The organism is Pontibacter sp. LHS1, from assembly GCF_058932855.1.
On sequence record NZ_JBZYWF010000003.1, the window covers coordinates 22,954 to 39,949 of the forward strand.

General features: G+C 51.9%; 13 protein-coding genes. 8 read left to right on the plus strand and 5 right to left on the minus strand.

What is annotated here, in order from left to right; genetic code table 11:
- Window positions 1-90: 90 nt before the first annotated feature.
- The 3 genes from AC5FXQ_RS07235 (at window position 91) to AC5FXQ_RS07245 (ending at window position 3,812) form a co-directional block, all read left to right on the plus strand.
- A complete protein-coding gene (locus AC5FXQ_RS07235) occupies window positions 91-1,536 on the plus strand; it encodes an aldehyde dehydrogenase (RefSeq protein WP_493601819.1) in 1,446 nt (481 codons plus the stop codon).
- Window positions 1,537-1,599: 63 nt separating this feature from the next.
- Window positions 1,600-2,871, plus strand: a complete 1,272-nt coding sequence (locus tag AC5FXQ_RS07240; RefSeq protein ID WP_493601820.1) for a chloride channel protein — start codon at window positions 1,600-1,602, stop codon at window positions 2,869-2,871.
- Between the two features lie 80 nt (window positions 2,872-2,951).
- Entirely contained in the window at window positions 2,952-3,812 is an 861-nt protein-coding gene (locus tag AC5FXQ_RS07245; protein WP_493601821.1) for a RelA/SpoT domain-containing protein, read from the plus strand.
- A 148-nt stretch (window positions 3,813-3,960) separates the two neighbouring features.
- Here the strand turns inward: AC5FXQ_RS07245 and AC5FXQ_RS07250 are convergent, their stop codons facing one another.
- The 3 genes from AC5FXQ_RS07250 to AC5FXQ_RS07260 all read right to left on the minus strand — a co-directional run bounded on the left by AC5FXQ_RS07250 (window position 3,961) and on the right by AC5FXQ_RS07260 (window position 9,162).
- Window positions 3,961-6,195 carry a S9 family peptidase gene (locus tag AC5FXQ_RS07250; protein ID WP_493601822.1) on the minus strand — a complete coding sequence of 745 codons (2,235 nt, stop codon included), beginning with the start codon at window positions 6,193-6,195 and terminating at the stop codon, window positions 3,961-3,963.
- Between the two features lie 157 nt (window positions 6,196-6,352).
- Complete coding sequence (locus AC5FXQ_RS07255; RefSeq protein ID WP_493601823.1) at window positions 6,353-7,855, minus strand: OmpP1/FadL family transporter; 1,503 nt, start codon at window positions 7,853-7,855, stop codon at window positions 6,353-6,355.
- A 17-nt stretch (window positions 7,856-7,872) separates the two neighbouring features.
- Window positions 7,873-9,162 carry a hypothetical protein gene (locus AC5FXQ_RS07260; protein WP_493601824.1) on the minus strand — a complete coding sequence of 430 codons (1,290 nt, stop codon included), beginning with the start codon at window positions 9,160-9,162 and terminating at the stop codon, window positions 7,873-7,875.
- A 185-nt stretch (window positions 9,163-9,347) separates the two neighbouring features.
- On the opposite strand from AC5FXQ_RS07260, the gene proS reads away from it, so the two are divergent.
- The 3 genes from proS (at window position 9,348) to floA (ending at window position 12,475) form a co-directional block, all read left to right on the plus strand.
- Window positions 9,348-10,826: a proline--tRNA ligase gene (gene proS, locus AC5FXQ_RS07265; RefSeq protein WP_493601825.1), complete on the plus strand. Its 1,479-nt coding sequence runs from the start codon at window positions 9,348-9,350 to the stop codon at window positions 10,824-10,826.
- A 179-nt stretch (window positions 10,827-11,005) separates the two neighbouring features.
- The gene (locus AC5FXQ_RS07270) at window positions 11,006-11,479 is read left to right on the plus strand and encodes an NfeD family protein (RefSeq protein ID WP_007654192.1); all 474 of its coding nucleotides are present in this window, start codon (window positions 11,006-11,008) and stop codon (window positions 11,477-11,479) included.
- A gap of 9 nt (window positions 11,480-11,488) precedes the next feature.
- Window positions 11,489-12,475, plus strand: coding sequence for a flotillin-like protein FloA (floA, locus tag AC5FXQ_RS07275; protein WP_493601826.1), 987 nt, complete (start codon window positions 11,489-11,491; stop codon window positions 12,473-12,475).
- Between the two features lie 263 nt (window positions 12,476-12,738).
- Here floA and AC5FXQ_RS07280 read toward each other — a convergent pair whose 3' ends face one another.
- The gene (locus AC5FXQ_RS07280; RefSeq protein WP_196119277.1) at window positions 12,739-13,575 is read right to left on the minus strand and encodes a hypothetical protein; all 837 of its coding nucleotides are present in this window, start codon (window positions 13,573-13,575) and stop codon (window positions 12,739-12,741) included.
- Between the two features lie 98 nt (window positions 13,576-13,673).
- On the opposite strand from AC5FXQ_RS07280, the gene AC5FXQ_RS07285 reads away from it, so the two are divergent.
- Both AC5FXQ_RS07285 and chrA read left to right on the plus strand, forming a co-directional pair.
- Window positions 13,674-14,657: an isopenicillin N synthase family dioxygenase gene (locus AC5FXQ_RS07285; RefSeq protein ID WP_493601827.1), complete on the plus strand. Its 984-nt coding sequence runs from the start codon at window positions 13,674-13,676 to the stop codon at window positions 14,655-14,657.
- A 65-nt stretch (window positions 14,658-14,722) separates the two neighbouring features.
- Window positions 14,723-15,892: a chromate efflux transporter gene (gene chrA / locus AC5FXQ_RS07290; protein WP_493601828.1), complete on the plus strand. Its 1,170-nt coding sequence runs from the start codon at window positions 14,723-14,725 to the stop codon at window positions 15,890-15,892.
- A 104-nt stretch (window positions 15,893-15,996) separates the two neighbouring features.
- Here the strand turns inward: chrA and rfbA are convergent, their stop codons facing one another.
- On the minus strand, window positions 15,997-16,872 hold the full coding sequence (rfbA, locus tag AC5FXQ_RS07295) for a glucose-1-phosphate thymidylyltransferase RfbA (protein ID WP_493601829.1): 876 nt from the start codon (window positions 16,870-16,872) through the stop codon (window positions 15,997-15,999).
- Window positions 16,873-16,996 lie beyond the last annotated feature (124 nt).

Below are 16,996 nucleotides of genomic sequence, written 5' to 3' on the forward strand. Positions count from 1 at the left end.
GCAGCAAAACAAAGAGGATTCTCCTTTTATAAAAAATAAACCCCAAAAACTCCCCCTCCTGTTTTTATGAGGGGGCCGGGGGGAGGTAACATGCAGCACATACATAACTACATAGACGGCCAGTTGGTAATGCCTGTAGCGGGGCAGTACATCGATAACTACAACCCAGCTTTGGGCGAAGTATACTCGCTTATACCTGACTCCGACGAACAGGACGTGGAACAGGCGGTGCAGGCGGCTCTCAAGGCTTTCCCGGCCTGGTCGAATACGCCTGCCGAGAAGCGGGGGCAGATCATGATGTGTATCGCCGACCTGATTGACCAGAATATGGACAAGCTGGCTGAAGCGGAATCTGTGGACAATGGCAAGCCGCTGAAGCTGGCGAAGTCAGTGGATATACCCAGGGCCAGTAGCAACATGCGCTTCTATGGCACGGCTATTCAGCATTTCGCCTCGGAGGCGCACTACATGGAGGGCACTAACGCCATCAACTATACCGTGCGCCATCCGCATGGCGTGGTAGGCTGCATTTCGCCCTGGAACCTGCCGCTCTACCTGTTCACCTGGAAGATTGCCCCTGCCCTTGCCGCTGGTAATTGTGTGGTAGCGAAGCCGTCGGAAGTCACGCCCATGACGGCTTATTTACTTTCAGAAATCTGCATTGAAGCAGGATTGCCAGCCGGTGTGCTCAACATCGTGCATGGTTACGGCCACAAAGTAGGTGCTGCCATGACGGCGCACCCGAAAGTGCCGGTTATCTCGTTCACGGGTGGCACCGCCACGGGGCGTACCATTGCAGCCACGGCGGCCCCGATGTTTAAGAAGCTGTCGCTGGAGTTGGGCGGCAAAAACCCAAACATCATCTTTGCTGACTGCGATTTCAATAATGCCCTGCATACTTCCATACATTCCTCTTTCGCCAACCAGGGACAAATTTGCCTCTGCGGCTCCCGTATTTTCATCGAGCGCCCGCTGTACGAGAAGTTTCGCGATGCCTTTGTGGAGAAAGTAAAGACTATGAAAGTAGGCGATCCGATGGAGGAAGGCTCGAAAATGGGCGCAGTGGTGTCGGAACAGCATATGCAAAAGGTTCTTTCTTACATCGAGCTGGCCAAGCAAGAGGGCGGCACCATCCTCACGGGCGGACACCAGGTGCAGGTAGAGGGACGTTGCCAGAACGGCTGGTTCATCGTCCCGACCATCATCGAGGGACTGCCCTACAACTGCCGCACCAACACCGAAGAGATATTCGGTCCGGTTGTCACGCTCACCCCTTTTGACACCGAAGAAGAAGTGATCCAATACGCTAATTGCACCGACTACGGCCTCTCCGCTACCATATGGACGCAGAACCTGCAGCGCGCCCACCGTGTCGCGCACCAGGTGCATGCCGGCATCATCTGGGTCAACACCTGGCTCCTCCGCGACCTACGCACCCCTTTCGGTGGCATGAAAAATTCGGGGGTAGGACGTGAAGGCGGTTTTGAGGCGCTAAGGTTCTTCACCGAGCCGCAGAATGTTTGTGTGAAGTTATAGGGTTTTAACTCCAAAGTAAGCTACTCTTTTACCTCTCCCTGCATTTCTCCGTACCTTTGCAGGATGGACTTTAAAAGAAGAAGACTGGCCGTTACGTTACGTAACCAGATTAACTATCCTTTACAGTTTAACCCATTTGTATTCAGCAAGATATTCTTGTTGTGGGTAGCTATTGGCATTATTGGCGGTATCATTGCCGGAGTGTACTGGGTGATTCTGGAGGGGCTGCTTCACTTTCTGGCACCTATACAGGGCTTGTACGTTATTCCGCTTATGGCCGGGGCTGGCTTACTCGCCGGGCTCATCATCCACTATCTCGGCGACCCTGGCGAGATGGATCTTATTGTCAATAACATCCGATTCAAGGGAGGGCACCTGGAGCCCAAAAACAACCCTTCTATGATCCTATCATCGTGGTTGTGTATTGCGAGCGGTGGTAGTGCAGGCCCGGAGGCGCCGTTGGTACAAGTGGTTGGTTCTACCGGCACCTGGATTGCAAAGCAGCTCAAAATAAGAGGGGAAGACCTCCGGTCTCTGACCATAGCAGGTATGGCCTCTGCTTTTACGGCACTCTTTGGTGCGCCACTCGGAGGCACTTTATTCGCTTTAGAAATCCTTCATCATAAACATGTGGTGGAGTATTACCAGGCGCTTATACCTGCTTTTGTCGCTAGTTGCTCCAGTTATGTCGTTTTTATCCTGATCACGCACATTGGCATAGGTCCTACCTGGAATTTCCCCGTGTACTCCACTCCTGAACTAAATGACTTCTTCTACGCCATGCTCTATGCACTAGCAGGTACTGCAGCGGGTTGGCTTTTTATCTTCACCGTACGTCAATGCAGAGCCCTTTTTAAAAAGTTCAGAGTGCCGATCTATGTAAAGATGGCCATGGGGGGATTATTGATTGGTATCATCGCATACTATGTTCCGCTTTCGCGCTACTTTAGCCACGACGAACTTAATGTACTTCTCGCTGAGGAATTCACATTAGGATTCCTGCTCCTGCTACTGGTAGCAAAGATCCTGGCTATCAGCTTTACAGTCACCTCAGGGTGGCGAGGCGGATTTATTATTCCGCTCTTTTTCGTGGGAGCCACTGTAGGTATGATTGTCAACATGGCTTTCCCCGGACAGAACTTACCGCTTATCTTAATTAGCTGTATGGCGGCTATCAATGCCTGTGTTACCCGCACTCCTATCAGTACGATTGTTTTACTTGCAACACTTACTGGTTTCCAGCACTTCATCCCGATTATGTTTGCAAGCCTCACTGGTTTTTTTCTGGCTCCCAAAACTCCACTGATCAATGCTCAGCTTGGTATAAAAGAATAACTTCCCTTCAGATGCCTCCGAGCGCCTGTAAGCCTTTAACGATTTAACACGTAAGTGTTTATAAACATTGGTTTAGAGGTTTGAAGAAAAACACCAGTTCTGGGCAACCCGCATCCACTATACTCGACTCGCTTGGCCTGTGCGAAAAAGAATGGCGTGCGCAAGGTATAGCGCCGCAGACGCTGGTGGCTATCTACCATGACTTTCTGCGGCGCAAGCCGGAGCTGCTGGAGATTGCGGCGCAAATGGCCCAAAGCCTGCAGCATCTGCCCGAAGTGCATGCCGTTCGGTTTCGGGTGAAAGATCCGCTGCACCTGCTGCGCAAGATTGCCCGCAAAAAAAAAGAGTACCCCGACCGCCACATTGACGAGCACAATTATGTCGACTGGATAAACGACTTGGCCGGGGTGCGGGTGCTATACCTGCACAAGTCCGCTTGGCATGCTCTGGGAAGACACATTCAAGCCACCTGGGAACTGAAGCGCCCTCCTTTCGCCTACACCTCTCCTGGTACAGCGGCAAATACCATTCAAGAGTTTGAGGAAGCTGGCGTAAACATCCGTCGGCATGACTACGGCTACCGGGCGGTGCACTTTGTAGTGAGCACCCAACCTAAAAGGCAGCGCTACTTTGTAGAGATACAGCTGCGCACGCTTTTCGAGGAAGGCTGGAGCGAAATAGACCATAGGGTACGTTACCCTGACCACAGCTGCAACGCCTTTGCAAGGGACTTGCTCCACCTGCTCAACCACTTCACAGGCCAAGCCGACCAGTTGGCTTCTTTTATCAAAACGGTGCTGGAGAAGTTGCATGGCCATACCTCGCTTACCGAGAAGGAATGGGCACAACTGCACACCCAAATAAACCAGTTTGCTATACCTGATGCAGAAAAACAACGACTATACCTGCACCTCAATAGCCTGCAACGGAAGAAGAGCTAAGCCACAAAAGCAACAAGGCCCGCCATTGCTGACGAGCCTTGTTGCTCAGGTATAGACTCCAGTTTTCAGACTTCACTCCAGGTATAGCAACCTGCTATAGCTATCAGGTCTATTATCCCTTGTCTAAAAGTCCTTTGTCAAAATCAAATTACTGGTTCTTCTCTGCAGTCGGGTTGATCAGGTTGCGCTCCAGGAAGTCGGTCATCATGGTGAAGCGGTGCAAGCTGGTGATACCGCCACCCACACCGTGGTTACGGTTCGGGTAGTAGAAGCTCTCAAACTGCTTGTTGGCGCTGATCAGGGCATCCTGCATAGCCACGGCATTCTGGAAGTGCACATTGTCGTCGCCGGTACCGTGAATCAACAGCAGGTCGCCCTGCAGCTTATCAGCAAAGAACAGCGGCGAGTTATCGTCGTAGCCAGATGCATTCTCCTGTGGTGTCTTGAGGTAGCGCTCCGTGTAGATGGTGTCGTAGAAGCGCCAGTTGGTAACCGGAGCTACGGATATACCGGCACGGAACACACCATTGCCTTTCGTCAGGCCAAGCAGTGTCATATAACCACCGTAGCTGTGACCCCAGATACCGATGCGGTCTTTGTCCACGTACGGCTGGTTGCCCAGCCACTTAGCTGCCTCAATCTGGTCTTCAATCTCATACTTGCCGAGGTTGGCGTAGGTTACTTTCTTGAAATCAGCGCCACGGGCACCAGTGCCACGGTTGTCCACACTCACTACAATGGCTCCTTTGCTGGCCAGCACCTGATACCACAGGTAGTTGGCACCGCCCCAGCTGTTGTTCACCGTCTGTGATCCAGGACCACCATACACGAACATCAGCACCGGGTACTTCTTGTTCGGGTCGAAGTCGGTTGGCTTGATCATCCAGCCGTTCAGCTGCGTACCATCCGGGGTCTTCATCGTGAAGAATTCCTGCTTGGCGATGTTGTATTGAGCCAATGTGTTACGCAGGGCCTGGTTGTCTTCCAGTACTTTGATCAGTTTGCCATTATTGGCCGTGTGCAAAGCAACTGTTGGCACCTCGTTAGCAGCAGACTGGTAGTCCAGAAAGTACTTGAAGTCGTTGCTCATGTTTACGCGGTGCGTACCGGCTTTCTCCGTAAGGCGGTTCTTTTTGTTGCCTTTGCTGTTGATGCTGTACAGGTGGCGCTCCAGCGGCGATACCTCTGTAGACATGTAGTACAGGCGGTCGTTCTTCTCGTCATAACCGATGTAGTTGCTCACCTCCCAGTTGCCTTTCGTAATCTGGCGCACCAGTTTGCCATTCATGTTGTGCAGGTATAAGTGGTTGAAGCCGTCTTTCTCAGAAGAGTGGATGAAGTGCTTGCCGTCTTTCAGGTAAGTCAGGTCGTCGGTGATATCGATGTAGGCTTTGTCTGTCTCCTTCAGCACCACGTTGGCCTTGCCGGTCGTAGCGTTGGCATGCAGCAACTCCAGCGTGTTCTGCAGGCGGTTCATCTTCTGGATCGAGAGCAGGTTGCTGTCGTTGGTCCACTTGATGCGCGGGATGTAGATGTCTGTCTCGTTGCCAGTGTCCATCTTCACAGTCTGGCCATTGCCCACGTTGTACACCGAAACGGTCACGATTGAGTTCGCCTCACCTGCCTTCGGGTACTTGAACTTGTAGTCCTGCGGGTATAGCTCGCCCCACATCTGCATGTTGAACTCCGGTACGTTGGTCTCGTCGAAGGTATAGAAAGCGATCTTAGAGCCGTCCGGTGACCAGTGGAAGCCCTGCGCAAACGAGAACTCCTCCTCGTATACCCAGTCTGCATAGCCGTTGATGATCGAGTTGAACTTGCCGGTATTGGTGATCTGCGTCTCCTGCATGTTGCTCAGGTCCACAAAGAACATATTGCTTTCGCGGGCAAAAGCCACGCGCTTCGCATCAGGCGAGAAAGTAGCGTACAGCTGCTTGCCGCCGTTGCTCAGCCTGGTCAGTTTCTTGGAGGCGATGTCATACACATAAAAGTCAGCTTTAGAGGAGCGACGGTAGATCTGCTCTCTTTCAGTGGCGAACAGCACCTTTTTCTCGTCTGAGCTGAAGGTATAGCCATCAAACTTAATCGGCTTGTCGCTGCCCTCCGGCTTCAGGTCCTCTCCTTCGATGATGGTGTTCACCGGCTGGCCTGTGGTCACGTCGTAGCGCACGATGTCGTTCACGCCGTTTTTCTCGTCCGCTACCTGTGAGCTGTAGTAGCGACCGTCGTTCATCCAGTTCACGCCGTACACCGACTTGGCCGAGAAGGTGCCCTTGCGGTAGATGTCCTCCAGCGTGACTTCTTTTTTCTGCTGCGCCTGCGCTATAAAGGCAAAGCACAAAAGCACGACAGCCAGAAAATTAGTTTTAAGGTTGATATGCATGTGTTTAGGTGTTGTTAACGTTTAGTTTGCTAATTTATCAGAATAATATGGTAATGCCATACCTTGCAGCCAAAACCATACCGCACACAGGTATAGACACAAAAAAGCGGCACCCCTTTCGGAATCTGCCGCCTTTCTGAAAACAGGAAAAAAATCTTTAGAAATTATACCCGAAGGTCAGCATCACGGTGTTCAGCTTATCTTCAATGTCTACTACTGGTACGAATACAGAAGGATCGTTGAAGTTGTATGGGCTGTACAGGCTATTGGCCGTCGAGCTCGTAAAAGCAACATCAGCATAATATCTGTTCAGGCGTATACCTGTGCCCAGCGTGAAGGTGTTTATTTTGCCGTCAAAATCGGCGTTGCGGTACGGATCCCCCGTGATGGCGTAACCTGCTCTGAAGCGGAACACCTCGTAACGTGCCTCCGCTCCCAACCTGAAGTTGAGGGCCGACTGATATGTGCCCGAAATACGGTCATTCACGCTATTGAAATACGTGCTGTTACCTCCAAAATCATCACTTTCAGAAAAACGGGCATTTGCATAGTCCACGTACTCAATGTCTGCAGCTATAAACCCATACTTCTGAAGGAAGAAGGCCACACCACCTGATGCACGGAAAGGCGTTGTCAGCTTGTATGAAAACTCACCTGGCAACTCCACAGCGCTATAGTTTTCACCCGGTAAAAACTGGGAATACATAGAGCGCTGATAAGTTTCGTTGAAGTTATACAGGGTCGGCGTTTGAATAGATGCCCCCAGTCGGATGACATCAGACGGCCGAACAATGACACCAAGTTTCAGGTTAACACCTGTGCCGCGTGTCCTGTACTCATCACGCAGCTCCAGGCTGGTAAAATCGGTGTTAGTATTCTCTTCTGATTCTCTAAAGAACCGCTCTTGTCTGAAGTCTGAAGTGACCACACCAAGTGATGCTCCCAGGTATATTTTATCGCGGTAGCTGGTACCACCGGCTATATCGATTTGGTTTTGAGAGCCTCTTCTGATAATCTCCTCCGACTGGTTGATATTACCTATCCGCTCAGCAGGTATCGCAAAGCCGTCTTCGTCGAAGTCAAACAGGAAAGTACCATAAGCCAGACCCTCCATTGACGTAAAGCCATTATCAAACTCGTTGTCCAGATCAGTTTGCGTGCGGCCACGCAGGTTTGCCAGTTCTGTGAAGTATTCGACGATAGTTGGATCTTGTTCGCCGGCTGTGTTGCGGTAAGAGGTCCTGTTGTTGAAATTATTGAGCCTGCTGAAGCTTATGCCAAAGGTGGCGCCGCGCCAGTCACTGTTCTCATTGCTCTGGCGGTCAGCAAACACAAAACCGATGTGAGGCACTGCTACGCTGTTGCGCTCATCGTTAGTGGAAGTTCCCCCAACACGCCCCGTTGAAGTGGAGAAGCCAAGACCGGGCGTGATGCTAAACTCTGAACGTCTGAACATGCCCAAGCCTGCTGGGTTAGACGCCATGGTAGACACGTCTGCCCCGAGTGCCGTTTGTGCCCCTCCTATACCTTGAATACGTGCGGAGCCTGTGAGTCCGTAACGGGTGTAGCGCAGGGCGTCTACCTCGTCTTGGGCAAAAGCGGTTCCGCCCCAGCCCAGCATTAGTGCCAGGCTGGCGGAAACAATCTTAGTTATTTTCATGGATTAGTGGTTTGTGGTTAGTTTCCTCCTCTATTTCCACGGCCACCGCCGCTGGAGTTAGTTCGTGCCGGAGGACTAGATGTACCGGAACTTCTGGTTGGTGGTGAGTAGCTTGGCTGCGAGCGCTGCACCGGCTGACTACGCTGGTAGCTTGGCTGCGAACGTTGCACTGGCTGGCTGCGCTGGTAGTTCGGCTGCGAACGTTGTACCGGCTGTTGCCGAATCTGCTGGCGCTGCACAGGTTGCTGTATTCTTTCCTGGCGTTGCGTAGGCTGCTGTATACGCTGCTGGTGCTCCACTGGTCGTGGCTGCGTAGCCGGCGACACATTGCCTTCTCTCGACTGATTAAGTCGCTGCACTGGCTGCTGGCCTTCCGGCTGCTGACGCGATGGTCTTACCTGGCCGCTCTGCGGATCGTAACCACGGTTGGTAGTGGCCGGCCTGGCTGGCAAAGCACGGCCAGTATTCTCTCCTGCGTTAATTTCCTGGCCTCTTACGTTTGTATTGCCTGTGGCACGCTCTGTTCTGCCAGGGCGGGCATAGTCTACACCTTGCGTAGCACGCTGCTCGTCCCTTACAGATTCGGATCTGTTCGGACGTCCGGCTACTCGCTCTGGATTACCTGTGGCTGGCACTACGCTACGCTCACCACGTGGCCCGTACTGCACCTGACGCTGCTGCACAACACCCGGGCGGTCATAGATATAGCGGTTACTGCCATAGAAGCCTCGGTTATATCCGTGATAGAAGCCGGCATAATAGTTATTATGTGGCCAGTATCCGCCACCCCAGAATGGATCATACATACCATAAGGACGTCCCCAGGGATGGCCCCAGCGGTTCCAGCCGGATCCCCAGCCCATGCTCAATCCAATATTCACACGCATACCGCCTCTGCGAAAGAACGGGTCATACATGAACGGATCGTAGAATGGATCATAAAAGAACGGGTCGTAGAATGGACTAACGCGACGATGTACGTAAGCAGTTGTCCAGTATGGATCCACATAGGCATAGTTAGGAGTGTTCCAGGTTGCCTGCGGACGATAGGTACGACCGTCATAGTACTCGTCGGCGGTATAGTTTTGAGTTACATCACCAGTAGCGGCCTGCTGATTTTCTTCAGCTGGTGCGTACTGCTGCTGTTGGGAAGCCTGAGCCTGGGGCTGCACATACTCGGTACGATCTGATGAGCTGTAGTACATATCATCATACTCTGTCGACTGCATAGCTACCGGGCTACTGCAACCAACCGCGAAAAGTGCAATCACAGGGGCTAGTGCGGTGTATATGTTTAATTTTTTCATGGCCTTCTGTGTCTAAAAATGCTTCTATATCAAAGATATAAACACAATAGCGCAAAACCTTATCAATAGTATAATATATTAACGTAATTTTGAGCCAGAATGATATTAAATCTTCCCTATGTGGAAAGCAATATTCATTCCAAAAAGATTAACAATTACTGATATTAAATAATTTTTTTCAAATAATGAGCAAAGGGCTGCCAAAAAGAAGCGAAGACTATTCGCAGTGGTATAACGAGCTGGTGAAAAAGGCCGGTTTGGCGGAGAATTCCGCTGTGCGTGGCTGCATGGTGATCAAACCTTACGGTTACGCCATCTGGGAGAAAATGCAGCGTCAGCTGGACGATATGTTTAAGGCCACAGGCCATGAAAATGCCTATTTCCCGCTGTTTGTACCCAAAAGCTTGTTTGAAGCTGAAGAGCAGAACGCCGAAGGCTTTGCCAAGGAGTGCGCTGTAGTAACGCATTACCGCTTGCAAGCTGACCCTGATAAGCCAGGTAAGCTGCGCGTAGACCCGAATGCCCGTCTTGAAGAAGAGCTGATTGTGCGCCCAACGTCTGAGGCTGTGATCTGGAACACTTACAAAGGTTGGATCCAAAGCTACCGCGACCTGCCTATCCTGGTGAACCAGTGGGCTAACGTGGTGCGCTGGGAAATGCGCACGCGCCTGTTCCTGCGCACGGCTGAGTTCCTGTGGCAGGAAGGCCACACGGCCCATGCCACTGCTGAAGAGGCCATTGCTGAGACAAAGCAGATGCTGGAAGTATACGCCACTTTTGCTGAGCAATACATTGCCCTGCCGGTGATTCGTGGTGTGAAAACACCTAACGAGCGCTTCGCCGGTGCCCTCGACACCTACTGCATTGAAGGTTTAATGCAGGATGGTAAGGCACTGCAGGCGGGTACTTCTCACTTCCTGGGCCAGAACTTTGCCAAGGCTTTTGATGTGAAGTTTGCCACCAAAGAAGGTGGACTGGAGCACGTATGGGGTACTTCATGGGGCGTAAGTACGCGCCTGATGGGTGCACTGGTGATGGCACATTCCGACGACGAAGGCCTAGTGCTGCCTCCAAAGCTGGCTCCTATACAGGTGGTGATCGTGCCAATCTACAAAGGCGAGGAGCAACTGGCACAGATCAGTGAGAAAGTGCTGCAGCTCAAGAAAGAGCTCGAAGCAAAAGGCATCAGTGTGAAGTTCGATAACCGCGACACCGAACGCCCTGGCTTTAAGTTTGCCGAGTGGGAATTGAAAGGTGTGCCAGTACGTCTGGCCATCGGTGCACGCGACCTGGAGAACGGCACCGCCGAAGTGGCCCGCCGCGACACAAAGGAGAAGAGTACGCAGCAATTCGACAGCCTGGCAACGTACATCCCTGCCCTGCTTGACGAGATCCAGGAGAACATCTACAACAGAGCTCTGACTTTCCGTGAGGAGAACACGACGAAGGTAGACAGCTACGAGGAGTTTAAGCAGGTATTAGAAACCAAAGGCGGCTTCGTGCTGGCGCATTGGGACGGTACACCGGAAACAGAAGAGCGCATCAAGGAAGAGACGAAAGCAACCATTCGCTGCATCGCCCTCGATACGCCTGAAGAAGACGGCGTGGACATGATCACAGGCAAGCCATCGAAGCAGCGTGTATACTTTGCAAAGGCTTATTAATTGTTTATTGTTTATTGCTGATTGTTAAATCAGCTTTATACTTCTCAAGTAAGAATCCTTATACCGCCACTTTCCTGCCCGGGAAGTGGCGGTTTGCTTTTATGTATTTTTTTCAGAGCAATTAACAATCGACAATCAACAATTAATTTGCTATATTTACCTAAACCTACTCCGAAACTATGCTCTTAGACTGGCTTACAGTAGTGCTGCTGATCGGCATCGGCCTTGTCCTGATTGTGGTGGAGCTCATCTTTGTACCGGGTGTCACCATCGTCGGCATTCTGGGCTTTATACTGGTAGCCGTGGGCATTTGGATCAGCTATGCCGCCCTGGGCACAGAAACCGGGCACCTTGTGCTGGCAGGGTCAGTTCTGGCTGGCGGGCTGGCGCTTTTCTATAGTTTCAGGTCGGATGCCTGGTCGCGGTTTGCGCTCAAAGACAGCATCAAGAGCCGTGTAAACGAGGAAAGCCCTCACCTGCTCGAAGTCGGTGAAGAAGGCAAGACCGTTTCGGCACTGCGTCCGCAGGGCACAGCCATTTTCAAGGAGCGCCGCCACGAAGTGCAAACAACAGGTGCTTTCCTGCCACCCAACACCCCCGTGCGTATCATCAAAATAGTAGCGAATAAAATCACAGTAGAAGCAATTACCTAAAACAAATCAATGGAAAATTTTTCAGTCTTATTCCTGATTGCGGGCGGCATCATCCTGCTGTTCATCTTTCTTTACTTCGTGCCGATCAGCCTCTGGATCACGGCCCTGTTTTCCGGGGTTAAGGTAGGCCTGCTGGAGCTCGTGTTTATGCGTATCCGTAAGGTGCCGCCAAGCCTCATTGTCAACTCGATGATCAACGCCACCAAGGCAGGTATAGACGTGACCACCACGGAGCTGGAAACTCACTACCTGGCTGGGGGTAACGTACCGAATGTGATCAAAGCACTTATCTCGGCTGACAAAGCCAATATCCCGCTCTCCTTCAAGCAGGCTACTGCCATTGACCTGGCGGGCCGCGACGTGTTTGAGGCCGTAACGACTTCCGTAAATCCGAAAGTAATCAATACACCGAACGTGGCTGCTGTAGCGCAGGACGGTATTCAGTTGATTGCTAAAGCCCGTGTAACAGTTCGTGCCAATATCATGCAGTTGGTGGGTGGCGCCGGTGAAGAAACCATTCTGGCCCGTGTGGGTGAAGGTATTGTAACCTCTATTGGTTCTTCGGTGTCGCATAAGAGCGTACTGGAAAACCCGGACATCATCTCAAAACTGGTACTGCAGAAAGGACTTGATGCCGGCACTGCATACGAGATTCTTTCCATAGATATCGCCGACATTGACGTGGGTGAGAACATCGGTGCGAAACTGCAAATTGACCAGGCGGGAGCCGACCTGAAAGTGGCTGAGGCCAAAGCCGAAGAGCGCCGTGCCATGGCTGTTGCCGTAGAGCAGGAAATGAAAGCCAAGGCACAGGAGGCCCGTGCCTCCGTAATTGCTGCCGAAGTAGAGATCCCACAGGCTATCGCAGCAGCTTTCCGCAGCGGCAACCTCGGTATCATGGACTACTACAAAATGCAAAACATCCAAAGCGACACCGATATGCGCAACTCCATTGCCAGCCCAGGGCAAGGCGGACAGAACAAGCCGAAGGAGTAAACGCACCATTCAAAATAAAAGCGGCTATACCTAACAGCAGGTATAGCCGCTTTTGTTTATACCTCCTTGAATCCCAGACCTCTTAACACCGGCAGCCAGTACTCAGGCTGCGCCGTAACCCTGACGGGAGGTTCCAGCAGCCTGCTGAGGGACGCCAATTCACACGAGCTAAGGTTGCTACACCTCTATACCTGCTACTATAAAACAAAAGCCCGTGACATATATGCCACGGGCTTTTGTTAACTTATAAGGTGCTATAAATCTTAACTCTCTTTCAGCGTAATGGTACGCGTTACTGAGTTATAAGGACCAGGTATAACAGCGCCGGCATTATTGATCAGCTCCAGCTTGATAGTTGTTTCGCCCATTGGCAGGCCTTCAATGATGTGCGGCATCCACTTGTCCAAGACAAACTCATTGCCATTGATCGTGGCGCGTACTTTATTACCAGTAGTCGACAGGTCAGTGTTCACGAGGTAGAAATCCAGCATGATACGGCGGGTGTCGCTGCCCACATACTCGCCCTTAGGACGGCTGTAGAACATGTGCTGACCCTTCATGTCGAATTCCATGCGCTGCTGCGGTCTGCCCACTGTAACCATGCGCAGGTCATAAGCACCTCTGTGCTTTAAGCTTTCGTGGTAAGAGCGCGAAATGAACGAAAGCACCACGTGCTCACCTTCTTCCATCTCTTTTGTAAATGAAGTCTCGTAATGAGCAGTATAAGGCTCGTTGTCTACAATGTTATGAATGTGCTGTCCTTCCTGCGAGTTCGCCATAAACTCCGAATTGGAGTGCGGCGTCATACGGGTCAACTGGAAGTTGGATAGTTCATATGAAAACTCTACCGGTCCTGGCTGTACCACGCCGTTTGCTGGAGGAGTATTCAGTCGAAGCTGTGACTCCGGATATTTCTGCGAATCGTCGAAAGCGAATACACGCAGGCCGCCCTTGCTCATCACGGCTCCCGTTGGCGTTGGTCCTGTGGTAGTTGCCATTACCGGGGTACGTGTTTCATCATCCTGCATCTGGCGTGTCGTATCGCAGGAAGCAAATGCCAGCATAAGGGCCGAAGCAAAGAGTAAGTAGGTTTTTTTCATCGAAAAAGGGTTTGAATTAGCAAGTAGCCAATATACTGATTTTATTTGTATATTGCGCACTACGTAATATTAACGTAAAAGTATACAAAAAAGACTATATGAGCGAGATTTTGTTTGATGAAGTTCCTTCATTGGACTTAGCCGATTTTACATCGGGAGATGAAGGACGCAGAAAGCAGTTTGTGCAGGAATTGGGAAACGCTTATCAGAACATTGGCTTTATTGCCCTGAAAAACCACGGCCTGAGCGATGACCTGACGGAACGACTCTATGCAGCCGTTAAGAAATTTTTTGCTTTGCCGGATGAGGTGAAGCAGAAGTACGAAAACCCTGAACTTGCCGGCCAGCGTGGCTATGTGGGTAAGGGTAAAGAGAAAGCCAAAGGCTTCAATACCGGCGACCTGAAGGAATTTTACCATGTAGGTCAGGAGCTGAGCGGTATTCCGGACAGCGACCCGATCAAAGAAGAATACCCGGAGAATATCTGGCCAGCAGAAGTGCCTGAGCTGAAAGAAACCACTTTGGAGGCTTACACTAAGCTGGAAGCAGCTGGCAAGCAGATACTGCGCGCTATTGCCCTGCACCTGGGCCTGGAAGAAACTTACTTCGATGAGAAAGTGAAATACGGCAACAGCATTCTGCGCCCGATCCACTACTTCCCGATCGAAAACCCTGACCAGGTACCGGCTGACGCAGTTCGCGCTGCTGAGCACGGGGACATTAACCTGATCACGTTGCTGATGGGTGCCAGCGCCGACGGTCTGCAGGTATTGCGCCGCGACGGCAAGTGGATCCCAATCACGGCCCTGCCGGAGCAAGTGGTGGTGAATGTGGGTGACATGCTGGCTCGTCTCACCAACAACAAGCTGAAGTCGACTATTCACCGTGTAGTAAACCCGCCGCGTGAACTGATGCACACTTCCCGCTACTCTATACCTTTCTTCATGCACCCGCGTTCAGAAATGGACCTGACCTGCCTGGAGAGCTGCATAGATGAGCAGAACCCAAAAGCCTATCCTGATGCTACAGCAGGTGAGTACCTGAACGAGCGCCTGGTGGAGTTGGGACTCAAAAAAGCTTAACTGAATCTAAACCAGTAAGAAGAGAGATGGTGCCCGCACTGTCTCTCTTTTTTTGAATCTACGGCATGAGTCTGCGCTATTACATCTTTCTGAAAGACGTACTATTGCTCGCCCTGACCGCTTTTGGCGGACCGCAGGCGCATGTCGCTATGATGTTTCGGTTGCTGGTGAACAAGCGACGCTACCTGACCGAACAAGAGCTTATTGAGCTCAATGCCCTATGCCAGATCCTGCCTGGCCCTACCTCTACCCAAACTCTAACAGCTATAGGTTATCGTATTGGCGGCCCCAATCTGGCCTATCTGACACTGCTGGTATGGCTGCTGCCAGCCTCCAGTATTATGGCTGCAGCCGCAATAGGTATTTCTTACCTCCAGGAAAACAACATCTCGCTTCAGTTTCTGCGCTTTATACAACCTATGGCAGTTGGCTTCGTTTCGTATGCGGCCTATGCGATCAGTACCAAAGTAGTCAATACCAAGCTGGCTATCGGTATTATGGTGGTATCAGGTATACTGGCCTACTTCTTCCACTCTCCCTGGGTATACCCGCTGTTGCTGTTGGCTGGAGGAGCCATTACGGCACTCCGTTTCAGGCAGCACCCCCAGGAAAAAGACAAGAAACTACACATTCAGTGGGCTAACTTTATACTTTATGTCGGCGTGCTGATCACGGCAGCTGTGTTGGGTGGAGCTACCTCCTCACTCCCCATCAGGCTATTTGAGAACTTCTACCGAAACGGTAGCCTGGTGTTTGGTGGTGGACAAGTGCTGATCCCGCTGATGTTTACCGAGTTTGTTGACTTTAAGCAATACTTATCAGCTGAAGAGTTTCTGTCCGGTTTCGCCATTGTACAAGCCCTTCCCGGACCAGTCTTTTCATTCTGCTCTTTCATTGGCAACCTGGCGATGCGGGAGCACGGGGTGTGGGGACAGTTACTGGGATCATTGGTAGCTACGGTTGGCATCTTCCTGCCCGGCACTTTCCTGATCTTCTTTGTAATACGCTTCTGGGACGATCTGAAAAAATACCGAGTCGTGCGGGCATCACTGGAAGGTATAAGCGCCGTGAGTTCGGGCATGGTAGTGGCGGCGGCCATTATGCTTTACCGCCCCATCGACAACACACCGCTTAATTTTGGCATCGTGGTGGCCACCTTTTGCCTGCTGCTTTTCACCCGTATACCTGCCCCTATCCTTATTCTGGTAGGCTTCGCTCTGGGCTTCATTTTTTGATGCAAGCTACACCCTTGGCCTATACCTAAAGATCAGGCAGCAAATAAAAAAGCTGCCCGCGCTTTTGCACAGACAGCTTCCTCAGTTATTCAGTTGGTCTATACCTACCGGTAAGTTTTTTCCTTCATGATGCGGAGCAGATACTCTCCGTAGCCGCTTTTGCGCAGCGGCTCTGCTACCTCCCTGAGCTGCTCGTCTGAGATGAAGCCCATGCGCCAGGCCACCTCCTCGATGCAGCCGATTTTGAGCCCCTGCCGCTCCTCGATCACCTGCACGAAGGTGGCCGCCTGCATCAGCGAGGCGATCGTGCCCGTGTCGAGCCAGGCCGTGCCGCGGTTGAGCACCCCCACCTTCAGCCTGCCGCGTCTAAGGTACTCGCGGTTCACGTCCGTGATCTCGTACTCGCCCCTTGCGCTGGGTTTCAGATTCTTTGCTATCTCCACCACCTGGTTGTCGTAGAAGTACAGGCCCGGCACGGCGTAGCTGGACTTCGGCTGCTTGGGCTTCTCCTCGATGGAGACAGCCTTTCCAGCTTCGTCGAACTCGACCACCCCGTAGCGCTCCGGGTCTGTGACGTGGTAGGCGTACACCACGCCCCCCTCCGGGTCTGCGTTCTGGCGCAGCACAGAGCCCATGCCCGCCCCGTAGAAGATGTTGTCGCCCAGGATCAATGCCACCTTGTCACGCCCGATGAACTCCTCCCCGATCACGAAGGCCTGCGCCAGCCCGTTGGGCACCTCCTGCACCTTGTAGGAGAAGCGGCAGCCGATCTGCGAGCCGTCGCCGAGCAGCCGCTCGAAGAGGGGCAGGTCGTGGGGCGTGGAGATGATCAGCACCTCCCTAATCCCGGCCAGCATCAGCGTGGAGAGCGGGTAGTAGATCATGGGCTTGTCGTAGACGGGCATGAGCTGCTTGCTCACGGCCAGCGTCAACGGGTGGAGGCGGGTGCCGGAGCCCCCGGCCAGGATGATGCCTTTCATGTGGTTGAATCGTTAATTGTCAATTGTTGATTGTTTTTCCTGCAATACCACAATTCGAGTGTTCCTTACAATTAGTTGATGCCTTCATTTTTAAAGCCGTCGCTATGGCTAACTGCTGTTTATC